Genomic DNA, 16,115 nt, shown 5'->3' with positions numbered 1-16,115 from the left:
TGTCGTTCGACACGTACCTTCCTCACCCGCAAGCCCGCGGCGCACCTGCATCGCACGACGGTGTCGATGCGGGTGATGAGTGCCGGTGACGGCTACAAGTACTTGCTGCGCTCCGTGGCCGCTGGCGACGGTGACCGTTCGTTGTCGACACCCTTGACGCGCTATTACGCGGAGGAAGGTACCCCGCCTAGGCGGTGGCTCGGCTCCGGCCTCGGCGGCGGCCGGCTCGCGACCGGGGATCACGTGTCGGAGGCGCAGCTTCAGTTGCTGATCGGGATGGGCCGCGACCCGATCACCGACGAGCCGATGGGCAGAGCCTTCCCGCAGTACGCGCCGGTCGCTGAACGGATCAGGCAGCGCGTCGAACAGTTGCCCAACGAGCTGGGGCCAGCGGGCCGGGCGGAGGCGGTTCCGCTGATCGAGGCCGAAGAAGTCGCGCGCGGCACCCGGCGCGCGGTGGCCGGTTTCGACTACACATTCTCGGTCCCGAAGTCCGTCTCGGTGCTGTGGGCTGTGGCCGATGCCGGAATCCAGGCGTTGATCGCCGAAGCCCACGACGACGCGGTTGCCGAGGTGGTGGACTTCATGGAGCGTGAGGTCGCCGCCACCCGCACCGGCGTAACCGCCGGTGACGGGGCGGTCGCTCAGGTCGACGTCACCGGGCTGATCGCCACCGGGTTCGATCACTACGATTCCCGCGCCGGCGACCCGCAGCTCCACACCCATGTCGTGGTGAGCAACAAGATTCAGACCGCGTTCGATGGGAAGTGGCGGTCCCTGGACGGGCGGCCGATGCACGCCGCCGTGGTCGCCCTGTCCGAGCATTACAACGCGGTTTTCGCCGATCGGCTCACCCATACTTTGGCCGTCGGCTGGGAGGCCCGGGAGCGGGGCCGGGACCGGAACCCGTCATGGGAAATCGCGGCCGTCCCCGATGAGCTGATCGCAGTGTTCTCAACCCGCTCCCACGACATAGAGGCAGAGGCTGACCGGCTCATCGCCGACCACGTGGCCAAGCATGGGCGGCGGCCGTCAGCGGCGACGATCGTGAAGCTCCGTGCCCAAGCCACCCTCGCCACCCGACCAGACAAAGAGGTGCGGTCGCTGGCTGACCTCACTGCTGGGTGGCGCACCCGCGCCACCACCATCCTCGGAGACAACGCAACATCGTGGGCTGGCCGCTCGATGAGCAACGAGACGCTGTCCGTCCTGCGCGCCGATGACGCGCCGCTGGAACTGATTGCTGAACTCGGCGCCTCGGTCGTGACCATGGTGGGTGAGACGCGGTCAACGTGGCGGCGCTGGAACCTGCACGCGGAAGCCTCACGGCAGACGATGGGCTGGCGGTTCGCAAGCACACGGGATCGCGAGACGATCGTGGGGATGATCACCGACACCGCCCAGAGCGCCTCGCTGCGGCTCACCCCGCCCGACCTCGCCACCTCACCAGCGGCATTCCGCCGCATCGACGGGACGAGCGTCTTCCGGCCGAAGCACTCCACAGTGTTGTCCTCCGAAGAACTCCTCGCGGCTGAAGATCGACTACTTGCCCGCTCCCGCGCGCTCACCGGGCCGACGGTTGCGATGGCGACGGTGGAGAGCATGACTTCCCGTCCCGGCGCCGACGGATTGATGCTCGGTGAGGACCAGGCAGACGCCCTGACCAAGATCGCGGTGTCTGGCCGAGTGGTGGACGTGCTGGTTCGCCCCGCGGATGCGGGCAAGACCACCGCGATGAACGCGCTGCGGCGGGCGTGGGAGGCCGAGCACGGCTCGGGCTCGGTGGTCGCGCTGGCGCCCTCCGCAGTGGCCGCGCAAGTCTTGGCCGACGACCTCGGGATCGCCACGGAGAACACGGCGAAGTGGTAGACCAACCACCTCACCCGGGGTGAGACATTCGAGGCGAGGCAGCTTGTGATCGTCGATGAGGCGTCCCTAGCCGGAACTCTGTCCTTGGACCGGATCACCGCCCTCGCGGCCGATGCGGGTGCGAAGATGTTGCTGGTCGGTGACTACGCCCAACTCCAGTCCGTCGACGCCGGCGGCGCCTTCTCCCTGCTCGTCGGTGACCGTGACGATGCGCCCGAGCTGGTCGACGTGCACCGGTTCGAGCAGCAGTGGGAGAAGGCGGTCTCCCTTGCCTTGCGGCATGGACGAACCGAGGTGATCGACACCTACCTCGACCATGACCGCATCCACGGCGGTGACGCGGAGGCAATGACCAAGGCCGCGTACGCCGCCTGGCGCGCCGACCGCGACGGAGGACTGGTGTCGGTGCTGATCGCTGAGAGCCGCGAGGATGTGACCGCCCTGAACATTCGCGCCCGCGCTGACTTGATCCTCGACGGCACCCTGACACCGGGCAGGGAGGGCTGAGTTTGAAACACCTTGGTGGGAAGAAGAAATCATCTCCGGTCGCATCAAGAACTCCCGCGCCTCACTATTTTTGTGGCAGTGGCTGACCGCCCGCACACTCGAGGACTTTCCCATCCGGGAACTGTTCTCCCAGTTCAAGTACTACGTCACCACCAGCGGCGAGGGCATCGCCGCGCTGCTGCCGCGCATCAAGCCCGCCGCCGTGCGCTATCGCGCGATCATCGAGGGCGCGGAGCGCGCGGGCGGCGAGCTTTCCCGTGAGGAGCTATTCAGTTACCGGGTTGGCACGCTCGATTCGGAGGTCGCCCGTCCACTCTTGATCTGGCTAGAAGAGCCGGAGCAAAGCGCGATTCCCGCCGCCGATCGCGCGCAGATCCTCGCCGCGCTGGAAAGTTGGTTCGTGCGCCGCGCTCTGGTCAAGGCGCCGTCGCAGGGTTCCAATCGGTTCATCGTTGACCTGATGCAACACCTCAGCCGGCAGCCGGGCGGCGAGGTCGCTACCGCCGCGCACGCCTACCTGGTCGACAACCACACCGCGGTCGGGTACTGGCCCGGCGACGAGGAGGTGCGTGAGGCCCTCACCGGCGCGACCGCCTATTGGCGCTACCGGCAAAGCCGCCTGCGCATGGTGCTTGAAGCCCTGGAAGACCTCAAGCGCGGGTATCCGAACGGCCAGCGACTCGCCATGGGGCCTGTCGTGCGCGGCAAGGGCACGATTGAACACCTGATGCCGCAAAAGTGGCGCGAGCACTGGGAAGCTGACCTCACTGAAGAACAGCAAGTCGCCCGAGATCGCACGCTGCAGCAGCTAGGTAACCTCACGCTCGTTACCCAGAAACTCAATAGCAAGGTTAGTAATGGGTCATGGGAAAGTAAGCGCAACCACTTCCTGCATTCCGACGACATCCTCATCACAAAAGACGCGCTGAATGCAGGCGAGGTATGGGACGAAACCACGATTGCAGCCCGTACGTCCGCCATGATCGACCAGATCCTGCAAGTCTGACCCGCCCCCACCGGCCACGTCGGGCTCTTAGAGGTCGCCCCGCGCACCGCACGCACAGTCATGACCGTCGACGTCGCACAGTTGGTCAGTGCCGGGTGGCTGGCGCCGGGCGCGCGGTTGCGTAATTGCCAAATGAAGGACGAGTTCCCCGCCGCGCTGGCGACCGTCGCCCAAGACGGGAGGCTGCATGTGGACGGGCGCGCGTACGACACGCCCTCGGGTGCCGCTCATGCCTACACGCAGCGCAGTATCAATGGGTGGTTTTGGTGGGCGGTGGAAGGGACGGGGAAGAGCCTCGCCGACCTGCGCAGCGACTACCTGGCGAGCCTCGGCGCAGACGACTAGCGCGAAGTGAGCGGGCGGATCTCGATACGCTCGCTGGCGCTCGCACTCGACCGGCGGGTTGGGGTTGTGGTCTCGTTGATCGAGTGCGCCGTAGGCGTGTATCGAGATGGTTGCGTTGCTTGGTCTCGATACGGGAGCTTTGCTCGCACTCGACCGGCGAATTGAGGGCGCACTCGGCCGGCGGGCGGGCGCGACCGGCGGTTGAGCGCGACCGGCGGTTGAGTGCGACCGGCGGGTGGGCGCGCCACCATCGCTAAGATCTCCCTATGGAAACAAGCAGTCGTTTTCGGAGAATCGCAGTGATACTTGCCGCAGCGATTGTCGCAGCGAGCCTGGCGGCCCCGCAGGCAGTTGCGCAGGACGCGCAAGGCGTCACAGAAGGCGGACTTAGCGTGACCGGGCAATCGGTCATCACGGCGCGGTTCGTAGACGAAAACGGCTGGCCGGTTCCGGGCATTGAGGCCACACTCTTCGACCGCGAGATTGCGGCAGACTCCCTGTGGGGCGACAACCTCGATAGCGTCCAACGGACCGCAATCACCGACAAGAACGGCAGGTTCACGTTCCAGGTTGCAGTGATCGCCAGCGCAGATCCAGGAGCGTGGTACTCGAATCTGAATACGGTGAGCCTGGTCTACTGGGATACCTCGGCTGTGTTCGACGACCTTCCTGCCACTGAGGAAATCACGGTGCAGGCCGGCAAGAACCAAGACCTCGGGACGTACCGCCTTAGGTCGACCGCGAAGCGGGGGAGGGCGGCCTCGTCCATCAAAACCTCGTCTAAAAAGAAGGTCAAGAAAGCGTATCGCAAGCGCTATGCGGCGCAGGTCAGGGCCGAGAAGATGCCGAAAGTCATGGGGTGTAGGGTCGCGGCGACCTCGGCGGGCACCCGAAAGCGCACGCTCAGCGCAGTCAACTTCATGCGGGCGATGGCGGGGGTTGGCTCCGTTACCTTCACGAAGAAGCTAAATTCGGCGGCAAGCCAGGCCGCTCGCGTGCAGTTTTCAAACGGATACCTGAGCCATTTCCCCATCGATAAACGTTGTAAATCGTCGCTGGGGGCGACCGCGTCGAGCTCATCCAACCTGTCGATGGGAGCAATCGGCGCCGCGAATATCGCCCAATACATGGACGATTTCGGCGAAAACAACTACGCGGTCGGGCACCGGCGCTGGATACTCGACCCGCAGCAAAAGACCATGGGAGTCGGCTTCGCGGGCTCGTACGGCGCGCTGTACGTCATGGCCCCCGGCAGCGAAAACAACACCACCCCCGCAACCATCGCGTGGCCGACGCCGGGCTATTTTCCGGTCGAATTGGAACCGGACGGGCGTTGGAGCTTCCATTACACGCGCTCTGACCTGGACTTTTCCAAGGCGACGGTGAAAGTGTCGGCGGTCGGGAAGGCGAAACGAGCGAGGATAATCTACCGCTCAGGTTCGACGTACGGCACCGGCGGCACCTCGATTCTGGGCCACACCTGGGGGTTGAGTTTCACCGTGCCCAAGTCGATTCGCAGGGTCAAAGGCCGCGCCACCACGAGCGTCAAGGTCACCGTCAGCGGGGTCAGCGTGCGCGGCGCCTACAAAATTGCGCCCGTGACGTACACCGTCAAGCTTTTCAAGGCGGGCAAATAGGACGAGATCCGCGTCCCCGCAGCGCGGTGGGCCGCGACGGCGGCGCCGACCGAGTGTGTCGTCGCCCGTTGATCGAGTGCGCCGTAGGCGTGTATCGAGATCGTTGCGTTGCTTGGTCTCGATACGCGAGCTTTGCTCGCACTCGACCGTCGAATTGAGGGCGCACTCGGCCGGCGGGTTGCGTTGCTTGGTCTCGTTGATCGAGTGCGCCGGAGGCGTGTATCGAGATCGTTGCGTTGCTTGGTCTCGATACGCGAGCTTTGCTCGCACTCGACCGGCGAATTGAGGGCGCACTCGACCGGCGAATTGAGGGCGCACTCGACCGGCGAATTGAGGGCGCACTCGACCGGCGGATGTGCGGGCTGCTTGACCGGCGAAGCGCGGGCCACTCGACCGGCGATGGGGGAGTCGTCCCAGGAATTATTTGCGCATGCCCGGCGTTGGCATTGAGAGCGTCCCCGGACAAACTCGTTTCCGGGGTGGCCCCGCCCGCAACAACGGATGGCGGGCCACCCGCTGAAACGGCCGACAGCCTAAACACCCGCACACGCAGCCGCCCACCCGCACCCACCAACAGAACACCCTCAAGGAATCAATCATGCTGACAGCAGGAATAGTCCTGGCCCTCATCGCTGCACTGGTCCACGTCTACATCTTCTACATGGAGTCGATCGCGTGGACCTCTCAAAAGACACGCGCAACGTTTGGGATGAGTGAACAGGAAGCGATCGACACGAAGGAAATGGCGTATAACCAGGGGTTCTACAACCTGTTCCTGGCGCTCGCGGTCGTAGTCGGCGGCGTCATCGCGTTCACCGGCAGCGCAGCGGTTGGCGCGGCGCTGGTGCTGGCGGGTGCGGGGTCCATGGCCGCGGCTGCGACGGTCTTGTATCTGTCCAGCCCTTCGAAGCGCGGCGCCGCACTCAAGCAGGGAGTGATCCCTGCGCTCGGGGTGATAGCGGTCGTAATCGGACTCGTCGCCTAGTGGCAAACCGCCCGCTAATCCACCAAACAACAATTGAAGGAATTTTGTCCGAATGTCACACGCGCGCAGCACCTCGATCCAACTAGCATCTCGCCCGCAGGGCTGGCCCACCCCCGACAATTTCACCGTCGCCAGCGTTGACCTTCCCGACCTGGAAGCGGGGCAGGTCCGCGTGCGCAACGAGTTCGTCTCCGTTGACCCGTATATGCGAGGGCGCATGAACGACACCCGCAGCTACGTCGCTCCCTACGCAATCGGCGCCCAGATAACCGGTGGGGCCGTGGGCAGGGTCATCGAATCGCGCTCGGGTCAGTTGCCCGTCGGAACAGCCGTCTTGCACCAGCACGGATGGTCCGATCTGGCACAGGGCCCCGCAGACTCGTTCCGCGCCGTCCCTGATGTGCCCGGCCTGTCCCTCTCGCTGCGCCTGCACATCTTGGGCATGACCGGCATGACCGCGTACGCGGGTCTGACCGCGGTGGCCGGCATGAAGCCGGGCGAAACGGTGTTCATCTCCGGTGCGGCCGGGGCAGTGGGCACCGCCGCCGGTCAGATCGCTAAGCTCCTGGGCGCAAAGCGGGTCATCGGGTCGGCGGGCAGCGCACAAAAGGTGGCTTTGCTGACCGAAAAGTACGGCTACGACCGGGCGTTCAATTACAAGGACGGCGATGTGCGAGGACAACTAGCGAAGGCGGCGCCGGAAGGCATCGACGTGTTCTTCGACAACGTCGGCGGCGACCATCTTGAGGCAGCCTTGGACGCTTTCAATGACAAAGGACGCGCCGCACTGTGCGGGGCGATCTCGTCCTATAACACCACCGAGCGCGCGGTTGGCCCCGACAATATGTCAAACATCATCACCCGCGGACTCACCCTCAAGGGCTTCACGTTGGCCGCATATCTTGGGCTGGCGCCGGAATTCCAGGAAAAAATGACCGCGTGGTTCAGCGCAGGGAAGATTTCATTCGACGAGACCATCGTTGACGGCATCGACAACACCGTGGACGCGTTCGTCACCATGATGCGCGGGGCCAACACCGGCAAGATGCTGGTGCGCGTCGGTGATGCCGAAAAGTAGCGCGCGATGCGGGCACTGACGTTCGCGAATTACACCGATCCGCGCGGCCTTTCGTGGCGTGAGCTACCAATGCCAGTACCCGGGCCGGGTCAGGTCCTGGTGCGCGTAGGCGCGGCCTCCGTCAACCCCGTCGACTGGCACATCTACCGCGGGGACCCGTGGGTGCTTCGCCTCAAAACACGGTCAAAGGCGGGGGAGCCGCGCGGCGTTGGTGAAGACTTCGCTGGCATCATCACTGAAATTGGACCGGGGGTCAGCGAATACCGGGTCGGCGAGCGCGTTTTTGGGACAATACCCGCAGCAGTGCAGGTCGCCGGTGCGATCGCGGACTTTGTGGTTGCGCAACCCCAGTGGATTGCGCGTCTTCCGCATTCGGTCCCGGACCAAGACGGTGCCGCAGTGGCGCTCGCGGGTCTGACCGCGCTGCAGGCACTGCGTGATGCGGGCGCAATGCGTCCCGGCCATCGCGTGCTGGTGTGGGGAGGTTCCGGCGGAGTCGGGCACCTGGCCGTGCAAATCGCGCACCTCATGGGGGCTGGGGCTGTGGAGGCGGTGTGCTCGTCCCGAAATGTCGACATGATGGAGGAACTGGGCGCCGACGCGGTGTTCGATTACACCCGTGGCGAGACCCCAATTGGTCCCTACGATCTAGTCATCGACACGGTTTGCACCGCATCCGCGCGCACACTTCGTTCGATGCTGCGCCCCGGCGGGACCGTCGTGACCATTGGGGCGCTGAGCGGCGGCAGGTTGCTTGGTCCGGGCGGTCCAATTATTCGCCGTGCACTAGGAGCAAAGGTGCGCGGCTTTAAGGCAAAGACCATCATGACCCGGGTCAATCACGCCGACCTTGCGACCCTGGCTGAGTGGATGGCGACCGGCAAGCTGGGCGTGCGGATCGAGCGTGATTTCCCGTTGGCTGCGGCGCAAGACGCCTACGCCGTGTTGGAACAAGGCAAGGTGCGCGGCAAACTCGCGTTGGTGGCGCGGGTGCCTAAAACAGGCGGCTGATTGGCGCGTCGATCGTCTTGGTGTCAGCGGAATCGGGTCAGCGGCAGGTGTCATTGGCACGTGTTATTGGCAGGTGGGCCGGCGTTGGTGCGTGAAGTTAGACGGTTTGCGAGGCGACGCCGCGGCGCTCACCCAGGTCGGTAAAATTTGCCGACTTTGAAAGGGTGCCGGAAATAGCGGACCGAACGGTGGCGGCGATTGCCGGATCCAACCCCTCACGGATCTGCAGATACAGGCTGATTTCACCCAGTGGTGGGAGCGATTCGACCGGTTCCAGTCCGGTTGGAATACGTTCCGTCGCAGGTAACACCGCGACCCCGAGCCCGGCGCGTGCGGCAGCGATGACACCGACGCTCGTAGCGGATTCTGCAGTGAATTCGATCGCATATCCCGCAGCACTGAGCGCGGCCACTGCAAGGCGGCGGATGCTGCATGGTTCGAAGTGTGTAACGAGTGCAATGCTGGCGCGGGGAGCGGTTGCCAGTGCTAGCGAACCGGCGGTTGGTTCACTTTGCGGATCTGCGCCGACGACGGTTTCATCGGCCGCTTGTATGCCCGGTGGTTCCGCGCCTATTTGTCGCCCATCCGTCGGATCCTTGCCGCGCCGGGGCGGCGTGTAGGCGGATTGGTACCACCGGAGCGCGACCGTCCCGGTCGGCTGGGCAAAATCGCCCGGGAAGCCCAACCCCACAGCCAAATCGATAGTTCCCCTGGCGGCCGCTGCGGCGATCGCCGCCGGGCGGTCAACGATGACCTGTATCGCTCGGTGCGGGTACGCGCTGTGAAGCGCTCGCAGTGTTGTGGCGAGCAGATGGTCGGACCCGGTATCGGTAGCGCCGATTACTAGGGTAGGCGCAGCGGCCGCGGTAAGTCTTCCTAGCGCCTCATCGTGCACGGCAAGGATGTTGCGGGCCTCGGTGAGGAGCCGCTGACCGTGTGTGGTGAAGCGGGCGTTGCGCCCCTGCTTTTCGACGACGGCAGCGTTGGTCGCGCGTTCCAAGGACCGCACGTGTTGGCTAATCGTCGATTGGCTCACGTGCAGGGCCGTCGCTGCGCGTGAAAACCCGCCGTGATCGGCAACGGCAACAAGGCTGCGCAGGTGGGGCAGTTCCAGTGATTTGCTCATGCGGAGGCAGCGTCGGGCAGCATGCGCAATACGCTGGTGGAAGGCGGATGATTCATAGGGGCTCCTGGTCGGGGCGGCTGCCTCATGCTATTCCATACTAAGTCAGTAGGGTAATTGTTGGTGTTGTGTGCCCGTGATGCGAGATGCTCGGAGCCGGCACGCCCGCGCACCCATCTGCCGCATCGCTCCGCGTCCCCGTGCGCCAAGCCACCCACAGCCGCAGGAAGCGAAGATTTAACACGATCCTTGCACAACCGTGCCATTGCGATTCATAGGATCGATAGCAGGCCCGTGACACGGGGCCCACGGGCAGCCACGACCCGATCCACACAACGCACCGAGCAGGCGTGACATGAAACTCGGTGCGGCAGGCAAGCCCGGCGATGCGCGCCGGGCGGGAAGGCACCACGCAGTGACCCGCATCGATGTCGTAGAAATGAGCATCGCCGACATGCTCCAAGAACTTGACGCCGGACGGATCACCTCCGTCGACCTGGTGTGCGCGTACTTGAACCGCATCGCGTACTACGACCGCACTGGACCGTGCCTGCACGCGATCGCGGTGCTCAACCCGCACTGCCTCGAAGAGGCCGCGGAATCGGATCGCCGCCGCCGCACCGGGGCAATCGGCAGGTTAGAAGGCATCCCATTTACGATCAAGGACAGCTACAAGGCGAAGGGCCTGACGGTCGCTTCGGGCAGTCCCGCGCTCGCCGACCTGATCGCCACCGACGATGCCGCCACGGTTGCGCAACTCAAGGAGGCGGGCGCAATTTTGATCGGCAAGACGAATATGCCGCCCATGGCCGCGGGTGGAATGCAGCCGGGACTCTATGACTACGCGCGCAGTCCGTACAACCCTCAATACCTCACCGCGGCATACGGGTCCGGTTCCTCGAACGGGTCGGGTACCGCCACGGCGGCCAGCATGTGCGCATTCGGCATGGCGGAAGAGACGGTTTCCTCCGGCCGCGCGCCCGCATCGAACAACGCGCTTGTCGCCTACACGCCGTCCCGCGGCGTCCTATCGATCCGCGGCAACTGGCCGCTTCGCCCCACCTGCGACGTCGTGGTCACCCACACCCGCACGGTGGACGATTTGGAACAGTTGCTCGAGGTACTCGCGGTGACCGATCCGGTGGCCGAGGGAGACTTTTGGCGCGAACAACAAGTCGTGCCGCTGCCGCGCCCCGAGGACGTGTTCAGCAAACCGATCGCCCGCCCGCGCCCCGAACGCCTTGACGGCCTGCGCATCGGCGTGCCGAAGATTTTCATCGGTGCCGACCTTGTCCCCATCGACCCACCGGTGATCCGCCCCACGGTGCGACGCCTGTGGGACGCAGCGGCGGACGACCTGCGTGCCCTGGGCGCGGAAGTGATTGAGGTCGACTTCCCCGCGATGCAGAACTACGAAGAGGACCGCCCGGGTGCGCAGGGCCTCGCGGCCCGCGGGTTGGTCCCGCCAAACTGGCGTTCGCTGGAGGGCGGGGAGGTGACAGCGAAGGTGCTGGACGACTTCTTGCGGATCAATAACGACCCCAACCTGCACACCTGGGCCGACGTTGACGGCGACACCGTATTTCCGATCGCGGACGAACCGTGGTCGGTGTGGATCACCCGGGCCAAGGGAGGGTTCGATTGGCAGCGCCTGGCCGAAATCGTCAAGGCGGGTATACCCGATTCGCTCGCGGACATCGAGGGCTTTGACCACCTGCTGCGCGGCCTGGAGCAGGCGCGAAAGGTCGATTTCGAGCAGTGGATGACGGACCAGAATCTTGATCTGATCGTCTTCCCCGCCAACGGCGATGTTGGCCGGGTCGATCTGTTCACAAATGCCGCATCGCTTGCGGACGCATCGCGCAACGGGGTGGTGTATTCGAACGGCAACCGGGTCATCCGTCACCTGGGAATCCCGACCGTTTCGGTGCCGATGGGGTTCATGGAGGACATCCAGATGCCGGTGAATCTCACCTTCGCGGGCCCCGCCTACAGCGACGATTCCCTGCTCGATTACGCAGCCGCCTACGAATCCGCGACTCGCAACCGGCAACCGGCGTTCCTGACACCTACACTGCCCAGCAACCACATCGAGGTCATTACCTCCGACGAGGCCCCCGCCCCCGCCCCCGACCTTTCCGTCAGCGGTAGCGTGCGCGCGGAGGGCAGATCGTGGGTCGTCAGCGTGGAGGTGAGCGGAGCGAGGGGTGAAGGCATCCGCGTGTGGGCGGACGGTCACATTCTGGCGCCGGTGGAAGGCGATCCAGGTGTCTTTAGCGGACGAGTTTCCCTGGCCCGCGACCGGCTCTTTGCCGAGGTGATGGTCGTGGTGAAGGCGGGCCACACGGATGCCCGTATTCTCACCATCGCGCTGCCCCAGGTGCCGTAGTCGGGTGGGCCGAGCGTTTGGCGTGGCCGCGGGTGCGGTGGCCGGGTGCGCCGAGCGTTGGGCGTGGCCGCGGGTGCGGTGGCCGGGTGTGGTGGCCGGGTGCGCCGAGCGTTTGGCGTGGCCGCGGGTGCGGTGGCAGCATCACGCGCGGTGGACGTTGGCCCCACGGTGATGTCAGCGCTAGGGATTAGACTCGCCGGCATGAGGCGCTACGGCACGGCTTTCGTGAGGTTGCGGGTCGAGGCGACCCGCAACCTCGTGCTGTTCGCCGGTCTGATGTTGGGCGCGCTTGCCGTGATGGGGTTGCTTACCATGCATGCCTCGCCGCAAGCCGCAGCCGCGTCTTCCCTCACTGGCATGACCGTCGCGGCGTCCCACCACGGCGTGGGGGCAGGCGAGGGGATGCAAACCGGAAATGACGCCCCGGGGCATGTGTGCGGAAACTGCACGGTTCGCGAATCGGCTCAGGTTGGTGGATGCGTTCAGACCGCGTCGACTCCCGCCCCGGTTCACGTCGCGCCGCCGCGCGAATTCCGGCTGCGGTTTTACGAACCGCGCCCCGTAGCTGACACCCGGGGACGCGGCGAACAACAACCCGATCGGCAAGCGCCCGACCTCGCGGACCTTTGCATTAGCAGGACGTAGGCCGCTGCGTGCCCCGCAAGGGCGCCTCGACACACGGTCGAAGCGCGGCGGGGCAGCGAGCGATCTTTCCGTCAACAAGAACTTATGCAAAGGAACTCTCATGTCATTTTCAACCACACCCGCGCGCCTACGCCTGGGCACGATCGCAATCGCACTCGCGCTCGGTGGCGCAGTCCTGACCGGATGCGGGTCGCAAGAACCGACTGCCAGCGACGCCGGATCGGCGGCCGCCACAGCATCATCGCCCGCGGCGGCGCAGACTGACAGCGCCCCGGATGCGGCCACCGACGGCAAAGCCGTCACGCGCGAGAACATCGCGGCGCTGCCCGCCGACCAGATCATCGCCTGGCTGGACAAGCTCCCGGTCTCCCAGCGGCCGGAGGGCCTGAGCGTATCGGTGCGCCCCGCAAACATTGTCATCACGGATGCGACGGGTGAAGACACGGTCGACATGCCCAGCGACAAGACCTACGTATCCCTGGCGCCGTACGTGAACAAGAATCACGACTGCTATTTCCACAACCTGGCAACGTGCAAGGGCGAGCTGGCGAATGAGCCAGTTCACGTCACGGTGACCGACGCCGCATCGGGGCAAACCGTCATCGATGAGGACGCGACCACCTACGACAACGGATTCGTTGGAATCTGGCTGCCGAAGGGTGGATCGTACGACCTGGTGATCGAGGCGGCGCAGGGCAAGGCAACCGCAACGCTCGCAACAACGAGCGATGAGGATCTGACCTGCCTCACGACTCTGAAACTGTCGTAGGCTCCGCGCCAATGTGCCGGCGCAGCAGGGTGGAATCGGCATCGGTCCACCCTGCTGGCTGGCACACCTTGGCAAACGCGTCCACGTATTCGAGCTGGAAGTGATGCCCCGCTCCCATCGGTACGTCCGACCCCGCAGCGAAGAAGAGATCGAACGCTACCTGCCAAAAGCTCGCCACCGGGAACCAGCGGGTTTGCGGCATGACACCGGGAGCGCGCGGCTCGTTCATCCATGCTGGTTCGGTGAACATGATCGACGGGGACCACCAGGTGGTCCCGTCCGTGCCGTGTTGCAGGTAGGCGATGCGCGGGGAATGCCACGTTCCCGCCAATTGGTCGGCGTCGCCGGTGTAGAACCTGACCCGCGTACCTCCGTCGACTATCGGCTCGGCCTGCGTCGTGCCCGGGTCCCTCTCGGCGGTGAGGTCTTTCCACATCGGCACAAAGTAGGGCGTGCCGGCAAAGACGGCACCGTCAGTTCGGGCCACCAAGTCATCCACCGACGAGAACGCCGCCTGCATCCCGTACGATCCCAGCGACAATCCGGCGACGTAGAGACGCGGGCGCGTAGACTCTGGCAGCTGGGACCAACGCTCCCAGATGGCCGAAAACAGCGCCGAGCTGGCCTCGGGGGGAGTCTCTCGGTCACCCAGGAACGCCATCCAACTCGGCAGATACGAATACTGCATCGCGGCCGTTGCCGTGTTCCCGGCATGCAGGTATTCGAAAGATGACACCAGGGATTCGTCGATCCAGCCCGACCCGGTCGTTGTTACGACCAGGATGGCGGCCCTGTCCCATGCCTTGGTCCGATCGAGTTCCGCAACGACCAGGGCTGCCGCGGAATCGATGGAATCCGTCAGGCCCGCGTACGCGCGGATGGGTTCGGATACGCTCGCCGCGGCTGCGGGCGCCGTCCGTTCCTGTTCGAACGAAGCTATGTCCGCGCTGGACGGGCCGCGGGTAACGAAACGGCGGCCCTCCCGGCCCAGGTCGGACCAATTCACTACAGAGTCTGGGCCGCCCGATTTCAGGGCGCTGGTTGGCGCGGTCAGACCCGGGTCGACCAGGTGCGCGGCCGCCTGAAAGGAGCCGTCCAAACCGCGCACGATCGAACGCACCAGAACCCCGGAAATGACACCATAGGTGAGCGAAGCGACCACAATCGCGGCAGTGACGGTAGCGAGCCGGGCGGGGAGCGCTCGTCGGAAGTAATGCCCCAAGCGAACCGACCATCTGCGAATCGCGCGCGCTAAACCCAGCACCGGCACAAATACCGCGGGCACGATCAGGACGCTCGCGAAATACGCGATCACACCCAGCGTCGAAACGGCGGGCATGCTCAAAAGCTCGCGCTGGCGAATCTGCCAGGTGAGCGACAGGATCAGCACCGGGATGAGAAGGACGGGCAGCCCGGCGGCGACGGTCCGAAACGCGACTCGCCGCGCTCGGGGCCTGTCCAGCCGGTCGCGGATATCGAAGCCGCGCACGACCCACACGCTCAGCGTTCCGATTCCATACGCGGTGATGGCCGCAAGGCCCGTGACAAGCCCCTGCACCCACCACGTGCGCGGCAGCAGCGACGGAGTGAACGACCACAACCCGGCCAGCGCCGCAAACACCAGGCCGGTGACGCTGAGCCGGTGCAGGTATTCGAAGTAGCGGATGCGCAGGCGCGCGCCCGGCGCGGGGGAAGCTGTTTGCGGGGAAGGCGTCACGGGCGATTTCCTCACGGAGGCGCTAGTTGCTGGAGTGGGAGATGGGGCCATCAAGGTCCGGATTCACCGCCACAACTGTGCCGTGTGGAGGGTGCAAGACACTTCCGATCCTACCGGGAACAGGGATCGGTCAAGTACGGCGTCGTGTAGACAGTATTTGCAGCGCCGCTCGGGTCAGGCGCGGCGCCAGTAGCCCTTGACGATAGCTTGCGTGTCCGACAGACCCCAGTCGTCGAAGACGAGGTTTCGGGCGGGGGAAACCACAGACTGCTCGCCGGCGACGAAGGCAAATGATTCGGCGCGGGGTAGCGGCGATGTTTCGCGGAGTGCGGCCACCAGCGCGTCGCCCGGGGGGCGGGTACCGCGGTGGACATAGGTGATGGCGCACGGGGCTTCGACTGGTACTTCGTGGTTCGAATCGGCCACCTCGATCACGATGCGTGCGTCGGCGCCAGGCGGCATCGCTGCCGCGTAGCGCCGAATTTGTGCGACCGCGGATTCATCGCCCGCGATCAACCATTGCGCGGGATTGCCGGAAAAGTGAACGGAACCGCGCGGGCCACCCAATACGACTTGTGAACCAATCGGCGCGGCGCCGGCCCATTCGCTCGCAACGCCGGATCCGTGCAGCACAAACTCCAAATCCAACCAGTCATCCGCCCACGCAACCGGGGTGTACTCTCGGCTCGGCCAATCACCCGGATCCGAGGCGGAGGCAGCATCCCCCGGAAAAAAGATCCGAACGTGGTCATCGATGCCACTGTTCGCGCCGAATCCGCGCAGGTCGCTGCCCGCAACACGGACCCGGACGCAATCGCGGGCAATCAACGTGCGTTCACTCAACGTCACCAGACGTCGGCGCATCTCAGCGGGGCGGCGCTCAAAGCGGAATCCCGCGGGTGCGGAGCCGAGGTTGAGGGTTTCAGCCACTTCGGTACCTCATCGTCAATAGTTAGGTAAGCCTTTGTTACTGAGCGTACCGCAGGGTGAAGCACGTAGTCGTGTCCTGGGTTCTGCGGCGGGGTGGTTGCGGT

11 protein-coding genes and 2 pseudogenes are annotated in these 16,115 nt (G+C 65.1%); 10 read left to right on the top strand and 3 right to left on the bottom strand.

All coding sequences use genetic code 11. The annotated features are described in order from the left end of the window. Nucleotides 1-66: 66 nt before the first annotated feature. The 7 genes and pseudogenes from mobF to FB389_RS03125 form a co-directional block, all read left to right on the top strand. Nucleotides 67-2,370, top strand: a pseudogene (gene mobF / locus FB389_RS03155) (MobF family relaxase); the annotation flags it as partial. Nucleotides 2,371-2,446: 76 nt separating this feature from the next. Then, a complete protein-coding gene (locus FB389_RS03150) occupies nucleotides 2,447-3,382 on the top strand; it encodes an HNH endonuclease family protein (protein ID WP_142111318.1) in 936 nt (311 codons plus the stop codon). Nucleotides 3,383-3,433: 51 nt separating this feature from the next. Beyond that, nucleotides 3,434-3,727 (top strand): annotated as a pseudogene (locus FB389_RS03145) (restriction system modified-DNA reader domain-containing protein); the annotation flags it as partial. 266 nt (nucleotides 3,728-3,993) lie between these two features. Next, nucleotides 3,994-5,364, top strand: a complete 1,371-nt coding sequence (locus FB389_RS03140; RefSeq protein ID WP_142111316.1) for a CAP domain-containing protein — start codon at nucleotides 3,994-3,996, stop codon at nucleotides 5,362-5,364. Between the two features lie 598 nt (nucleotides 5,365-5,962). Next, nucleotides 5,963-6,349: a DUF1304 domain-containing protein gene (locus FB389_RS03135; protein WP_142111315.1), complete on the top strand. Its 387-nt coding sequence runs from the start codon at nucleotides 5,963-5,965 to the stop codon at nucleotides 6,347-6,349. 52 nt (nucleotides 6,350-6,401) lie between these two features. Then, nucleotides 6,402-7,427 (top strand): NADP-dependent oxidoreductase, encoded by a 1,026-nt coding sequence (locus tag FB389_RS03130; protein WP_142111314.1) that lies wholly within the window; start codon nucleotides 6,402-6,404, stop codon nucleotides 7,425-7,427. Nucleotides 7,428-7,496: 69 nt separating this feature from the next. Further along, a complete protein-coding gene (locus FB389_RS03125; RefSeq protein WP_170207846.1) occupies nucleotides 7,497-8,438 on the top strand; it encodes an NAD(P)-dependent alcohol dehydrogenase in 942 nt (313 codons plus the stop codon). A 97-nt stretch (nucleotides 8,439-8,535) separates the two neighbouring features. Here FB389_RS03125 and FB389_RS03120 read toward each other — a convergent pair whose 3' ends face one another. Beyond that, on the bottom strand, nucleotides 8,536-9,564 hold the full coding sequence (locus tag FB389_RS03120; protein ID WP_142111312.1) for a LysR family transcriptional regulator: 1,029 nt from the start codon (nucleotides 9,562-9,564) through the stop codon (nucleotides 8,536-8,538). Nucleotides 9,565-9,916: 352 nt separating this feature from the next. Between FB389_RS03120 and FB389_RS03115 the strand changes: the two genes are divergently transcribed. From FB389_RS03115 to FB389_RS03105, 3 genes are all read left to right on the top strand, one after another. Next, nucleotides 9,917-11,950 (top strand): amidase, encoded by a 2,034-nt coding sequence (locus FB389_RS03115; RefSeq protein WP_246043493.1) that lies wholly within the window; start codon nucleotides 9,917-9,919, stop codon nucleotides 11,948-11,950. Nucleotides 11,951-12,151: 201 nt separating this feature from the next. Beyond that, the gene (locus FB389_RS03110; RefSeq protein ID WP_142111311.1) at nucleotides 12,152-12,595 is read left to right on the top strand and encodes a hypothetical protein; all 444 of its coding nucleotides are present in this window, start codon (nucleotides 12,152-12,154) and stop codon (nucleotides 12,593-12,595) included. Nucleotides 12,596-12,695: 100 nt separating this feature from the next. After that, nucleotides 12,696-13,364, top strand: coding sequence for a CueP family metal-binding protein (locus FB389_RS03105; protein WP_142111310.1), 669 nt, complete (start codon nucleotides 12,696-12,698; stop codon nucleotides 13,362-13,364). Here the strand turns inward: FB389_RS03105 and FB389_RS03100 are convergent. Together FB389_RS03100 and FB389_RS03095 are read right to left on the bottom strand one after the other, a co-directional pair. Beyond that, entirely contained in the window at nucleotides 13,342-15,081 is a 1,740-nt protein-coding gene (locus tag FB389_RS03100) for an alpha/beta hydrolase (RefSeq protein ID WP_170207845.1), read from the bottom strand. The genes FB389_RS03105 and FB389_RS03100 overlap by 23 nt on opposite strands. Nucleotides 15,082-15,255: 174 nt before the next feature. Further along, nucleotides 15,256-16,011: a siderophore-interacting protein gene (locus FB389_RS03095; RefSeq protein WP_246043492.1), complete on the bottom strand. Its 756-nt coding sequence runs from the start codon at nucleotides 16,009-16,011 to the stop codon at nucleotides 15,256-15,258. Nucleotides 16,012-16,115: the final 104 nt, after the last annotated feature.

Origin of the sequence: Rarobacter incanus (assembly GCF_006715765.1) — a bacterium.
Taxonomy (GTDB): domain Bacteria; phylum Actinomycetota; class Actinomycetes; order Actinomycetales; family Cellulomonadaceae; genus Rarobacter; species Rarobacter incanus.
This window is presented reverse-complemented; position numbering and strand designations above follow the sequence as displayed.

Excerpts from the sequence above, each read along its gene's own strand:
- FB389_RS03140 (WP_142111316.1), top strand. The coding sequence starts at position 3,994 with ATGGAAACAAGCAGTCGTTTTCGGAGAATCGCAGTGATACTTGCCGCA.
- FB389_RS03105 (WP_142111310.1), top strand. The coding sequence starts at position 12,696 with ATGTCATTTTCAACCACACCCGCGCGCCTACGCCTGGGCACGATCGCA.
- FB389_RS03130 (WP_142111314.1), top strand. The coding sequence starts at position 6,402 with ATGTCACACGCGCGCAGCACCTCGATCCAACTAGCATCTCGCCCGCAG.
- FB389_RS03125 (WP_170207846.1), top strand. The coding sequence starts at position 7,497 with ATGCCAGTACCCGGGCCGGGTCAGGTCCTGGTGCGCGTAGGCGCGGCC.
- FB389_RS03120 (WP_142111312.1), bottom strand. The coding sequence starts at position 9,564 with ATGAGCAAATCACTGGAACTGCCCCACCTGCGCAGCCTTGTTGCCGTT.
- FB389_RS03110 (WP_142111311.1), top strand. The coding sequence starts at position 12,152 with ATGAGGCGCTACGGCACGGCTTTCGTGAGGTTGCGGGTCGAGGCGACC.
- FB389_RS03135 (WP_142111315.1), top strand. The coding sequence starts at position 5,963 with ATGCTGACAGCAGGAATAGTCCTGGCCCTCATCGCTGCACTGGTCCAC.
- FB389_RS03115 (WP_246043493.1), top strand. The coding sequence starts at position 9,917 with ATGAAACTCGGTGCGGCAGGCAAGCCCGGCGATGCGCGCCGGGCGGGA.